Origin of the sequence: Nucisporomicrobium flavum (assembly GCF_016464385.1) — a bacterium.
Lineage (GTDB): Bacteria > Actinomycetota > Actinomycetes > Mycobacteriales > Micromonosporaceae > Actinoplanes > Actinoplanes flavus_A.
Genome location: NZ_JADMLH010000003.1, coordinates 611,985 through 625,387, shown reverse-complemented (window position 1 = coordinate 625,387; position 13,403 = coordinate 611,985). Strand labels below are relative to the sequence as shown.

Below are 13,403 nucleotides of genomic sequence, written 5' to 3'. Positions count from 1 at the left end.
TCCCCCACACCGGCGAAGTCCACCCGCACGGAAGAAGGCGCGCCCAACCATGTCTAGATTGCGACGAATTGTGGTGGCTCTTGCCGCCGCCTCCCTCACCACCGCCGTCCTCCAGGTCGTCTCCCCCACCGCCCCCGCCGCTGCGGCCGGACCCAACCTCGCCGCCGGCAAGACCTTCAGCGCCAGCAGCTTCACCGACGTGTACGGCGCCGGCAACGCCGGCGACGGCAACCCGGACACGTACTGGGAGAGCGCCAACAACGCCTTCCCGCAGTGGCTCCAGGTCGACCTCGGCCAGGCCGTCAGCGTCAACCAGACCGTCCTCAAGCTGCCGCCGGCCACCGCCTGGCAGACGCGGACGCAGACCCTCGCCGTGCAGGGCAGCACCACCGGTTCCGGCTTCTCCGACCTCAAGGCGAGCGCGGGCTACACGTTCAACCCGGCCACCGGCAACACGGTCACCATCGACTTCGGCGCGGCCACCACCCGCTACGTGCGCATCTCGGTCACCGGCAACACCGGCTGGCCGGCCGGGCAGATCTCCGAGCTCGAGGTGTACGGCCCGGCCACCGGCGACACCCAGGCACCCAGCGCGCCGGGCGGGCTCGCGTACAGCCAGCCGGCGAGCGGTCAGATCCGGCTGACGTGGGCCGCTGCAAACGACAACGTCGGCGTCACCGGCTACGAGGTCTACGCCAACGGCTCGCTGCGGACCACGGTCGCGGGCAACGTGCTGACGTACCTGGACAGCCAGCCCGACAGCGCGACCGTTCAGTACTACGTGCGGGCACGGGACGCGGCCGGCAACGCCTCGGCGAACAGCAACACGGTGACGCGTACGGGCACCTCCGGCGACACCGTCGCGCCCACCACGCCGGGAACGCTGTCGTACACCCAGCCGGCGACCGGGCAGATCCGCCTCGACTGGGGCGCGTCGTCGGACAACGTCGGCGTCACCGGCTACGAGGTCTACGCCAACGGCTCGCTCAAGACGACCGTGGCCGGCACCGTGCTGACCTACACCGACAACCAGCCGGCCAGCGCGACCGTGGCGTACTACGTCAAGGCTCGCGACGCCGCCGGTAACGTCTCCGCGGCGAGCAACACGGTCACCCGGACCGGCACCGTCACGGGCGGGACCAACCTCGCCGTGGGCAAGCCCATCACCGCCTCGTCGACCGTCTTCACGTTCGTGGCCACCAACGCGAACGACAACGACACGGCCACGTACTGGGAGGGCAGCGCGTACCCGGCGAACCTGACCGTCTCGCTCGGCGCCAACGCCACCACCAGCTCCGTCGTGGTCAAGCTCAACCCGTCGACCGAGTGGGGTACGCGGACCCAGACGTTCTCCGTGCTCGGCCGGGAGCAGAGCGCGAGCGCGTTCAGCACGCTGGTGAACTCGGCGACGTACACGTTCAACCCGGCGAGCGGCAACACGGTGACCATCCCGGTCAGCGCGACAGCCGCGGACGTCCGGCTGAGCTTCACCGCGAACAGCGGCGCGCCCAGCGGCCAGGTCGCGGAGTTCCAGGTCATCGGCGTGCCCGCGCCGAACCCCGACCTCACGATCAGCGGCATGTCGTTCTCGCCGGCCTCGCCGGTCGAGACGGACGCCGTCACGCTGTCGGCCACCGTCCGCAACGCGGGCAACGCCGGCAGCCCGGCCACGACCGTCAACTTCTACCTCGGCAGCACCAAGGTGGGCACCGCGAACGTCGGTGCGCTGGCGGCCGGGGCGTCCACCACGGTCACCGCGAACATCGGCGCGCGCGACGCGGGTACGTACAGCCTCAGCGCCAAGGTGGACGAGGCGAACACCGTCATCGAGCAGAACGACGCGAACAACGCGTACACGAATCCGGGCGACCTCGTGGTCGCGCCGGTCTCGAGCTCCGACCTCGTCGCGTCCGTGGTGAGCTGGTCGCCGTCGAACCCGTCGGCGGGCCAGACGGTCACCTTCAGCGTCACCCTCCGCAACCAGGGCACCGCCGCCTCGGCCGGCGGGTCGCACGGCGTCACCGTGACGGTCCTCGGCGACAACGGCTCGGTCGTGAAGACCCTGACCGGCTCGTGGTCCGGCACGCTGGCACCCGGCGCGTCGTCGCCGGCGATCAGCCTCGGCACGTGGACCGCGGTCAACGGCAAGTACACGGTCCGCACGGTGCTGGCGAACGACACCAACGAGCTGCCGGTCAAGCAGGGCAACAACACCAGCGAGAAGCCGTTCTTCGTCGGCCGCGGCGCCAACATGCCCTATGACATGTACGAGGCCGAGGACGGCACCGTCGGCGGCGGCGCCCAGGTGGTCGGCCCCAACCGCAAGGTCGGCGACCTGGCGGGCGAGGCGTCCGGGCGCAAGGCGGTCACGCTGAACACCACCGGCGCGTACGTGCAGTGGACGACGCGGGCGGCGACCAACACGGTCGTGGCGCGGTTCTCCATCCCGGACACCACGACCAGCTCGATCAACGTCTACGTCAACGGGTCGTTGAACAAGACGCTGCCGCTCACCTCGCGCTACGCGTGGCTGTACGGCAACGAGACCGCGCCGCAGAACTCGGGCACCGGCCCGCGGCACATCTACGACGAGGCCAACATCATGCTGTCCGGCTCGTACCCGGCCGGCAGCGTCATCAAGCTGCAGAAGGACTCCGGCAACGGCGGAAACATCGCGATCGACTTCATCAACACCGAGCAGGTCGCGCCGGTCGCCAACCCCAACCCGGCCACGTACGTGGTGCCCACCGGCTTCGACCAGCAGTCCGTGCAGGCGGCGCTGGACGCGGCCCGGATGGACAGCAGCAAAGTCGGCGTCTACCTCCCGCCGGGCGACTACCAGACCTCCAACAAGTTCCAGGTGTACGGCAAGGCGACCCAGGTCGTCGGCGCCGGGCCCTGGTACACGAGGTTCTTCACGCCGCAGAACCAGTCGGAGACCGACGCGGGCTTCCGGGCCGACGGCACGGCGAACGGCTCCACGTTCAAGAACTTCGCGTTCTTCGGCAACTACACGATCCGCCAGGACGGCCCCGGCAAGGTCTTCGACTTCGCCAACGTCGCCAACGTCACGATCGACAACATCTGGGCGGAGCACACGGTCTGCCTCTACTGGGGCGCGAACACCGACCACATGGTCATCAAGAACTCGCGCATCCGCAACACGTTCGCCGACGGCGTGAACATGACCAACGGCAGCACCGACAACCTCGTCGACAACAACGACGCCCGGGCCACCGGCGACGACAGCTTCGCGCTGTTCTCGGCGATCGACGCGGGTGGCTCCGACGAGATCAACAACGTCTACTCCAACCTGTCGTCCACGCTCACCTGGCGCGCCGCGGGCGTCGCGGTCTACGGCGGGTACGCCAACACCTTCAAGAACATCTACATCGCCGACACCCTGGTCTACTCGGGCATCACGATCAGCTCGCTGGACTTCGGCTACCCGATGAACGGCTTCGGTGCCGACCCGCCGACGGTGTTCGACAACATCTCGATCGTCCGCGCCGGCGGCCACTTCTGGGGCGCGCAGACGTTCCCGGCGATCTGGGTGTTCTCCGCGTCGAAGGTGTTCCAGGGCATCCGGGTCAGCAACGTCGACATCGTCGACCCGACGTACTCGGGCATCATGTTCCAGACCAACTACACCGCGCCCGGCAGCCCGCAGTACCCGATCAAGGACACGGTCTTCACCAACGTGTCGATCAGCGGGGCGCAGAAGAGCGGCGACGAGTTCGACGCCAAGTCCGGCTTCGGCATCTGGGCCAACCCGATGCCCGAGGCCAACCAGGGCCCGGCGGTCGGCTCGGCCACCTTCACCAACCTGCGCCTGAGCAACAACTGGCGCGACATCGAGAACCCGACGACCACCTTCACCATCGTCCGTAACTGACGGGCCGTCGTACGACGCTCACCACACTCCCGCGACGCCACGCGGGGGTGTGGTGAGCGCTCCGGATGCTGCTCCGGCCGGCAGCCGCAGCAGCTCCAGCGACGGCGGGAATTCCCCCACCGCCAGCACGCGCAGGCCGGGGAACTCGGCCCGCAACTCGTCCAGCAGCCACGTGCGGGCCCGCAGTGAGGGCGCCACCAGCGGCGCCCCGCGCGCGTCCGGGAGCGTGCGCCGGACCGCGGCGGCGACACGCTCCGCCACGTCCTCCGCCGTCTGCGGGCCGGTCGCCGCCGCCTTCGCCACCTCCGCCTCGAGCGCGGCGTCGAGCCGGTGCACCGGCAGCGGGCCGTCGCGGGGCACCATGCGGGCGTCCTCTTCCAGCCATCGGCTCCGCAGCGACGCCACGGCATCCCGGGGATCGGGCAGCAGGGCCGGTGAGCGTACGGCCGCCACGGCGACCGGGCCCTCCGACAGCCGTACCCAGCCCGGTGGCGGGGCGGTGGGATCCAGGTCGAGCAGCCAGTCCAGCAGGGTCGCGGGGTGGCGTACGGAGATCCCCTCGTCGACCAGCGCCCGGGCCACCGCGGCGAGCCAGCGCCCGCTGAACCGCTTCTCCACCGCGCGGACGGTGTCGGGCAATGCCCAGCGCAGCGGCTCGAGCACCTCCATGAGCCCGGTGAGCGACACGAGCCAGGACGCGTGCCGCCGGAGCATCGCGAGCAACGCGTCGTGCACCTCGTGGAGCGGGTTCGCGGTGCACAGCGGGATCGCGGGCAGCACCAGGGCGTTGATCCGGATCGCGAAATGCCGCTCCGGGACGTCCGGGTCCACCACGAAGCGGAAGCCGGGACCGAGAACACCCTGCTCGGAGTAGAACTGGGTGCGCAGCGACGAGAACAGCTCCCGGTCCGCCGGTTGCGCGGTGGTCACGTGACGCAGGGTCTCCCGGGTGAACCGGACGTCCACGGTGGGCGACTGCAACGCCGCCGTCAGCGCCTCGGCCAGTTCCGCCGGGTGCAGGGCGTCGCCCGCGTCGTCCAGCACGGCCCGGACCGCCTCCCGGTCCGCGAGGGACACGCCCTGGTCCAGCACGCGCGGGAGGGCGGCGGCCAGGCGCGCCGCCCCGACCCGGCCGCCGTCCAGCTCCCCGGCGAACACCTCGATGGGTACGGCACCGAGCAGGATCGAAGGGCGCCGGAGGATCGCGGCGGCGCACACCGTCGCGGCGTACCGGGGCATATCGGTGGGGTCCGGCAGGTCGGCGCCCGCGCACCGGACCCGCCGGCCGTTGATCCGCAACAGGTACGGCTCCGCCGCGCCGGTCGCCGAAGGTGTCACCGAGACCACCGGCCGGCCCGGGAGCCCCAGCGCGGTCAGGTGATCCTGCACCACCCGGGTCACCTCGTCCGTGGCCCGCTGCAGCACCGCGGCGTCGGCCTGCCCGCGGTACGGCACCCGCAGCGACACGGCGACGACCCGGTCCGCACCCTCGGGCCTGGTCAGCAGCTCGGAGAGCCGCCCGCCGCGGTCCGCCGCCCGGACCACGCGGGTCCACATCGATTCGGACGCGGTCATCGGCGCAGCTCCCCTCTCGCCAGCACGGTGGGCCGCTCGCCGCACGCCGCCAGAAGCCGCCAGACGATCGGCCGCAGCTCCGGCTGATCGACGACCACGGGCTCGCTCGGGTCTCCCCCGCCGTGCCACCACTCCCGGAGCCGCTCGGTGACCGCCAGCGCGTCCGGCCGGTCGCGCTGCCACGCCGAGGGTTGCGGCGTACCCGTGCCGGTGTCGGCCGCGCCCGCGACCAGGCCGGCGGCGAGATCGGCGGCGAGATCGGCCGGCAGCTCGCGTCCCTTGCGCTCCGCCGCATGGTCCGGCAGGAAGTGGACGAGCCGCGCGCGGGCGGCCTCGAGGGCCGGCATCGCCTTGCACCGGGTCTCGGCGACGGCCGTGCTCACCGTCTCGAGCACCTTGGCGCGTGCCGTCAGCGGCACACCCTCCCACAGCAGATGCCGCAGGACCCGGTGCACGGCCAGCCGGAACTCCCGGTCCTCCAGCAGGTCCCGCGAGGCGTCACCGAGCCCGCCGTCGGCCGCGGCGGCCCAGTTCAACAGGTCGTCCGGTCCGAACAGCCGGGCCAGGTTCGCCACGACGAACGCCTCCACGTCGGCCACGACACCGTCGAGCCCGGCCGCGTCCCCGCCCGCCAGCCGTCCCGAGCGGACCGGCACGCCCTCGAAGCACACCTCGTACGTCTCCGGCGCGAGGTCCGGTCCGGGAACCACCTTGATGCCGGACACCGTGATGCCCATGGCACGCTCGACCCGCTTGCGCATCGCGTGCAGCAGAGGCTGGACATCCGGGGCGCCCGGACCGGCCGCCCGCTCGCCGAGCCGCACCATGACCGGGTTGGTGAGCGGGAAGGTGGCGGCGGGGTCGGCGTCCGAGCGGCGGAGCTGGTACACGCCGTCCAGACGCAACGCCGCCCGCAGCACGTCCACCTGCTCCGCCGTCTCCCTCGGCACGGTGTCGTGCGCGCGGATCTCCGCCAGCCCGTCGACCTGCCGCCAGTAGCCGTCCACGTCGCGGACGAACGTCTGCCCGATCCTCTTCAGACCGGCGACGTCGACGGCGTCGCGCTCGGCCCGGGGAAAACTCGCGGCGAGAGCGGTCGCCTGTGCCGTCTGCCCGAGCTCGACGGCCGCGAGCACCGCCCGCCACCGCAGCCCGGCGCGCAGCTCCGCCACCGCTGCATCCGCTGACTCACGGCGCCCCTCGGCGAGGGCGTCGGCCTGGCGCATGAGCACGTCGTACCAGTCGCGGGCCTGGGCCACCACGCCCTCGGCTACCAGGCCGTCGGCGGCGTCCTGCAGTGCCCGTACGGCCGCGAGCAGCCCGGCCCGCCCCTCGGGCGCATCGGCGTGGGCCACCTCGCCGAAGTGGGTGAGCGCCTCCTGCTCCTTCTTGCGCGACAGTGCCAGCAGACCGAGCGCGCCGTGACACGCCCGCCGGCGAACACCGTCGCGGCCGTCGTCGCGCGCGTCGTCCAGCGCCTCCTGCAACTCCTGCTCGGGTTCCCGGTCGTCGTCCGCCAGCGTCTCGCGGCGCCGGTCGGCCAGCCGCGCCACCTCGTCCAGCAGGGCCCGGGCAGGACCGGCGTCGGCAGCCGGATCCCGCTCGAGGCGCCGTACCAGCTCCGGCAGCAGGATGTCGGCCACGATGACGACGTCCCCGGCGTCCCGCATGCCGGCCATGCCGGCGAGAACGTTCTCGCGCCCCACCTCGGCATCCGAGCGGCGCGGGTCGCCGCGTGCCAGCCGCACCAGCCCGAGAGCGGCCAGGGTGGACCCCTCCCGGTCGGACCGCAACTGCTCCTCGTAGATCTCCTCCGCTTCGTCGTGGTGACCCAGGAGATAGGCGGCGAGCGCCAGCATGGACTGCGCGTCCGCGTCGGTCGCGATGCTCGCCCGGTCGACCTGTTCCCAGTACCACGTGGCCTCTTCGCGGGCTTCGTCGTCCCGCCCGGCACGCTGCAGGCAGAGCGCGCGGGCCATCCGGTACGCCGGTTCCTCGTCGGTCGACTGCGCGGCGAGCACGCGCAGGGCGCCGTCCGGGTCCCCCGACAGCAGCAGGTAGTAGGCGTCCTGGAACGACCGCGCGGCGGCGCCGGGCCTGGCGTGCTGCCGGTCGAGGGCCTCGCCCGCCGCACGGAACCGGCCCAGCTGGAGCAGGGCGGTGACGTGCTCCTGCAGCGCCACCTCGTCGCCGGGATCCAGCTCCAGGGCGTTGTCGCAGGCGACGAGGGCGGTCCGGCTGTTGTCGAGCCAGTTGTGGATCATGGCCAGGAAGGCCCAGCCGGGGCCGTACCGGGCGTCGAGCACGAGCGCGTGCTGGGTCGCGATCGCCGCCTCCCAGCTGCCCCGGCGTTCGTCGCCCTCCAGCTCGCGGCGGGCGTGCCGGATGAGGCCCAGGGTGACGTACGCCCACGCCTCGCCGGGGCCCGGCTCACCGAGGCCCGCACCCTCCTCCCAGCGTTCCGCGGCACGGTCCAGCAGCCCGGACCGGTCGTTCGCCGGCAGGCCGAGGGCGACAATGCGGAGCACCTCGGCCAGCGACCACCGGTAGACCGGCTTCCCCGGGTCTCCGTCGCACGCCCGCACGAGGCAGTCCCGGGCGGACTCGTAGTCGCCCTCGCTCTGGAAGCGCAGGCCGGCCCGGTGGAACGCCTCGGCCGCCGGTACGGGTCGCCCCAGCTCCAGCAGCGTCTCCGCCCTCAGCGTGAGCGCCCGGCTCTCCCGGAACTGGTCCCCGCCCGACACCCCGCGCCTCAGGGCCTCGTCCAGGGCCTCGAGCGCCTCCTCGTGCCGGCCCAGCCGGACCAGCCGCCGGCTCAGACGCCAGTACAGGTTGCCCGGCGCGGGTTCGAACAGCCGGCCGAAGCGGTACCCCGGCGGGGTGCACGACGCCGCGGTGTCGTAGCACTCCTGGGCGCGGAACCAGTCGGCCGTCCGCTCCGCCACGAGACCGAGCCCCACCCAGGCCAGGGGATCGTCCGGCACCAGCCGCGTGGCCGCCTCGAACGCCGCGCGGGCGGCCGCGGGATCTCCCTCCGCCAGCAGGAGCTCGCCCTCGAGCGCGCGGAGCGTGGCCTGGCGCGCGTCCCGGTCGGTGCCGGACGCGCCGGCCACGGTCGCCAGCGCAGCGTCGAGGAACCGGCGTGCCTGCACCCGGTCGGTCTTGCCGGACAGCAGCGACCGGACGAGCAGGCACACCAGGGACAAGCGATGGGGACGGGACACCCCGGCCGCCCACGGGCCGGCGACGAGGGACTGCAGCAGCGGTACGGCGCGCTCGAGGCGGCCCCGGCTCAGCCCGGCGATCGCGGCCGCCGCGTCACCGACGAGCGCGGCGTCGGCCGGCACCGCCGACTCCCCGGGCGTGGTCAGGCGCCGGCAGATCGGGTACTGGCGGGCCAGCATGGCCTCGACGAACGTGCGTACCCAGATCCGGCCCTGCGGCTGCGGCGACCCGGCCGACCGGATCATCTCCTGGCGCTGGTCCCACCAGACGTCGCTGAAGCGCATCTCCTCGGCACGCCGCGACTCGACGCCCTCCAGCTCAGCCCGGGCGGCGGAGGTGATCGACGTCAGCGCCTCGAGCTCCTGGGAGAGGTCGTCGAGCTGGCGGCGCAGCGAGCCGTAGTCGGTCGCACCCGTCAACGGCAGCAGGAGGGCCCGGGTCGCGACGGTGTGCCGCAGCCCGCGCGCCCGCGCCTCCGCCGTCCTGCGCATCCGCTCGACGATGTCGTGGACGTCGCTGCGGACGTCGTCGCGGCCGGCGGCCCCGCGCCTCGGGGCACCGTCGCCGGCGCCCCGACCCTCCGGGCTCATGCCGCACCCCCCGGCTCCGGTGCCACCAGCCGGATCATCGCCCGGTAGAGGTGCTGCACCGCCTGGACGTCGTCCTCGGCGTACCACCACTGGCGGATGATGCGTTCCCAGTGGGCGGTCTCCGCGGGCCAGGCGGTGTCCCGGACCTCCTGGGCCACGCGGGCGCCGACCTCGGGCTCCGGGGCCTCGACGATCGCTGTACGCCACAACGCGTCGATCAGCGCGGCACTGTCCCGGGGCACGGCCGGCAGCACGTCGGCGGGGGTCACGGCCGGGCCCGCGTTGGCCGTACGCACCAGCCGCCCGTCGACCGTCTGCAGGTAGAGCACGGGCGCGCCGAACAGCCGGTCGGCGTCGGCGGCATGGTGGAACGCCTCCCGCGCGTGCTGCACGGCGTCGCCGATCTGCCAGCCCTCGGCGAGGAGCTGGTAGAACGACGACGTGAACCGTTTCGCCTGCGCCGCCGGCAGCGGGTACTGCATCGCGAGCACCGCCGGGAACTTCTCCCGGGCGAGCTTCGGGGCGAGGTTGCCGAACGTCGCCGAGTAGTCGACGGCGGTCGTCTCGCACAGGTGCAGGACCACCATGCGCGGGGTCCACCCCGGACGGATCGCCTCCGCCAGCAGGCCCACCAGCGTGTCCTGATCCCGCCAGACGACCCGGCCCCGATCGTCCTGGAACGCGATCTCGAACTTGCCCTCGCCGTTGGGCCGGGCGGTCCGGCACACCGCGACGACGTGGATGATGTGCGGCGGGTCGTCCGCCTCGCGCAGCTCCGCGCGGATCTTCTCCTCGGTCAGCCGCGGATGCAGCCGCGGCCGCAGCGCCCCCCGGTAGTCCCCGATCTCGGAGAACGTCATGAGGAGCTCCTGGTGCTCGGCCTCGAACCCGGCGAGCGCGGGCGTGAGCATGAAGAACCACACCCGCAGCGGGGGCGGGTCCTCCGGCATCTTCGCCCGGCCCGGTCCCAGCGCCACCCACCGGCTCAGCACGAACCTGGTCTGCGCGGCGATGAAGAAGCCGTCCGGGCCGGGCCGGTACAGGAACTCCCACGGGTAGCCCGCGAGCTCGTCCGGGCCCTGCTCCTCCGAGAGCTCGAAGTTGAGCACCACCCGCAGCGTCTCGCCCTGGTCGCTCGCGGCGTCGTACACCCGGTCGAACGCCGTCGCGACGTCGCCGGTGAACACGAGGCGGTACAGGTGCTCGCCCAAGACCTTGAACGTCCCGGGCACCGGCAGGCCCTCGTACGTCTCGCGCAGCCGGGACAGCACACCCCAGCGGCTCAGCCAGTCCCGCAGGATCTTGATCGTCTGGGTGCGCAGCGGGTCGCTCTCGATGTCCTGCTCGGCGGTCTCGTTCTCGATCTTGACGCCGTCGGCATCGTGGAACTGCCAGCGTGCGGAGATCGTCTTCTCGCGCACGGTGAGGATGTACTCGAAGATCCGCTCGCCCATCAGGCGTCACCGCCGCTCGTGGTCAGTACGGCACCGAAGTCGTTCTGCAGGTAGACCAGCGGGACGCCGAGCATCCGCGGATCCTGCTCGGTGGTGAGCGCGCTCGCGACGAGCCGGCGCCCTCGCTGCACCGCCGCGTCCACCGGCAGCCCGGCGGCGAGCGCGGCGTAGAACTCCGTCGAGAAGGCGGCCGCCATCTCGGGCGTCACCGCGTACTGCATCGCCACCACGAGCCGGGTACCGGAGAGGACCAGCTGCGGCGCGGTGCCCGAGAAGGTGCCGCGGGCCTCCGCCGTCGCGCCCTGACAGGACTCGAGCAGAACCATCCGCGGCGGCACCCCGGCGCGCTGCCAGAGGCCCGCCAGCTCGTCACCGGTGACCATCTTGCTGCTGCCGTCCACGTCGACCAGCGCGACGGTGCCCACCTCGTCCCTCTCGTCGTAGAAGCCGTGGCCGATGAAATGGATCAGGTGCGGTCGGACCTGCTCCACCTCGCGGAGCAGGGCGGCCGGCGTGGCCTCGTCCGTCATCACGGTGACGCGCAGCCAGCTGTGGTCGCCGAGCTTGCCCAGCGCCGCGAGGACCGGCTCGGGTATCACGTCGACCTGGTCGTTCGGCTGCGCGACGACGACGAGCACCCGGAACGTCGGCTCCGGCGGCACCATCGGCCCGCCGACGGCCGGGATGTGGCGCGACAGCAGGACCCGTTCGTGGGTGGCGAGGAAGGTGTTCTGCACCAGGCCCGGCCCGGGCGGGACGTACAGGTACTCCCACGGCAGGGCGGCCAGGTGGCTCAGCGCGGCGCCGGGGAAGGACAGCTGGAGGCGTACGAGGCCGCCGTCCGGGACTCCGGCCACCGTGGAGTCGATGAACGACCACACCTCGCGGGGGAACAGCATCCGGTGCAGCAGCGCGCCGAACGGCCTGATCTCGTCGCGTGTCCAGCCGTCGGTACGCCGCGCCAGCCACCGCGCGAAGACCCGCGCCAGCTCGGAGTCGACCCCGTCGACGCGCCGCGTGCCCCGCTTCGAGGTCTCGTCGTCGCGGCGCGCGGTGACGGTGCCGTCGGTGGACACCGAGACGACGATTCGGGCAGCGACTCGCGCGGCGACGCCCACGACTTCCTCCCGGGCGGGCAGGGCGTATCAGGGTTCTCCATCGCACCGCCGGTGCCGAGATCATGCCCAGGGATCTGCCGAATCCCGACAGTAACCAACGAGGGACGTTCCGTTGACCGCGTCACCGCCGCGCACGAGGCTGGGCTGTGCGCCACCAGGCAGACGGGAGGCCCACGATGACCGCGACGCACTACCTCCAGGGCCCGTACCGCATGGTCTCCGCTTCGATGGGCGAGACGCCTTGGTACATGGTGTCCTTCGACCGCCGGGGACGGTGCACGTCACCGCGGACGGCCGCGGAGATCGCCGAGCGTGCGGCGAGCGGCGACTTCACCGACGTGATCCTGTTCTCGCACGGCTGGAACAACGACTGGATGCAGGCGACCGGGAAGTACGAGTCGTTCGTGGACGGCTACGTCGGCCAGCTGGCCGAACGCCCACCGGCCGGCCGGCAGCGCCGTACCCTTCTGGCCGGGATCTTCTGGCCGAGCAAGCTGCTCACCGGCGCCGAGGGGCGGGGACCCGTGATCGCCGGCGACGACGGCGGCCTGACCGACCCGGAGATGGCACAGGCGCGCGGCGACGTCGACGAGCTCGGGCTGCTGATCACCGCCGAGCAGGCCGAGCGGCTGTACGCCCTGACCCAGCGCGACAGCCTGGGGTTGCCGGAGGCCCGCGAGCTCGCCGAGCTGTTCCTGCCGCTGATCGCCCGCGACGGCGCCGAGACCGGCGAGAGCGGGCCACCGGATCCGGGCGAGATCGTGCGGGCCTGGGCCACCGCCGACCCGCCGGACGATGCCGTGACCGACCTCGGCCAGCTGGGCTACTACGAACAGCCGGCGGACCCCGGCAGCGCACCGGAGACGGCCGGTGACTTCTCCTTCGACCCGCGCGAGATCGTCCGGGCGCTGTCCGTCTGGCAGATGAAGGATCGCGCCGGGGCGGTCGGCGAGCACGGCGTCGCCCCACTGCTGACCGAGCTGCTCCGAACCGGGATCCGGGTGCACTGCGTCGGGCACTCCTTCGGCGCGAAGGTCGTCCTGTCCGCCATCTGCGCCGCCGACGCGGCGGTCGCGGCGGATCGGCACGTACGCTCCGCACTGCTGCTGCAGGCCGCGGTGTCCGCTCTGTCCTTCTCCGCCAGGGTCCCCGGCACCGACCGGCCCGGTGGATATCGCAGCGCCCTGAGCCGGGTGGAGCTGCCCATCCTCAGCACCTTCAGCGGCAAGGACGTGGCGCTGACCCGCTTCTACCACCGGGCCCTGCTGCGCGGCCGCGACCTCGGCGAACCCGACTACGCCGGCGACGGGGAGGCACCCAGCCGGTACGCGGCCCTCGGCGGCTTCGGCCCCGGCGGCATGGACCCGCACGAGGCGACCGTGGTGGACGTGCTCGACCCCGGCCGGTCGTACGGCCTGGGTACGGGCAGCCCGGCGCCCCGCGTGTACGGCATCCGCGCCACCCGGACGATCGGCGGCCACGGCGAGGTGAGCAACCCGTCCACCTGGTGGATGTTGCGCCAGCTTCTCGACGTCGAGGAGTAGCG

General features: G+C 72.7%; 6 protein-coding genes. 2 read left to right on the top strand and 4 right to left on the bottom strand.

What is annotated here, in order from left to right:
- Positions 1-49: 49 nt before the first annotated feature.
- Positions 50-3,895 (top strand): discoidin domain-containing protein, encoded by a 3,846-nt coding sequence (locus IT780_RS10890; protein ID WP_199511318.1) that lies wholly within the window; start codon positions 50-52, stop codon positions 3,893-3,895.
- Between the two features lie 18 nt (positions 3,896-3,913).
- Here the strand turns inward: IT780_RS10890 and IT780_RS10885 are convergent, their stop codons facing one another.
- The 4 genes from IT780_RS10885 to IT780_RS10870 are packed head-to-tail and all read right to left on the bottom strand — an operon-like array spanning position 3,914 to position 11,815.
- Positions 3,914-5,470 carry a hypothetical protein gene (locus tag IT780_RS10885; protein ID WP_199511317.1) on the bottom strand — a complete coding sequence of 519 codons (1,557 nt, stop codon included), beginning with the start codon at positions 5,468-5,470 and terminating at the stop codon, positions 3,914-3,916.
- The gene (locus tag IT780_RS10880; protein WP_199511316.1) at positions 5,467-9,285 is read right to left on the bottom strand and encodes a tetratricopeptide repeat protein; all 3,819 of its coding nucleotides are present in this window, start codon (positions 9,283-9,285) and stop codon (positions 5,467-5,469) included. The genes IT780_RS10885 and IT780_RS10880 overlap by 4 nt, the downstream gene beginning before the upstream one ends.
- On the bottom strand, positions 9,282-10,739 hold the full coding sequence (locus IT780_RS10875; protein ID WP_199511315.1) for a CHAT domain-containing protein: 1,458 nt from the start codon (positions 10,737-10,739) through the stop codon (positions 9,282-9,284). The genes IT780_RS10880 and IT780_RS10875 overlap by 4 nt, the downstream gene beginning before the upstream one ends.
- Positions 10,739-11,815, bottom strand: coding sequence for a CHAT domain-containing protein (locus IT780_RS10870; RefSeq protein ID WP_199511314.1), 1,077 nt, complete (start codon positions 11,813-11,815; stop codon positions 10,739-10,741). The genes IT780_RS10875 and IT780_RS10870 overlap by 1 nt, the downstream gene beginning before the upstream one ends.
- Positions 11,816-12,033: 218 nt before the next feature.
- Here IT780_RS10870 and IT780_RS10865 point away from each other — a divergent pair, with 218 nt between their 5' ends.
- Positions 12,034-13,401: a hypothetical protein gene (locus IT780_RS10865; protein ID WP_199511313.1), complete on the top strand. Its 1,368-nt coding sequence runs from the start codon at positions 12,034-12,036 to the stop codon at positions 13,399-13,401.
- Positions 13,402-13,403: the final 2 nt, after the last annotated feature.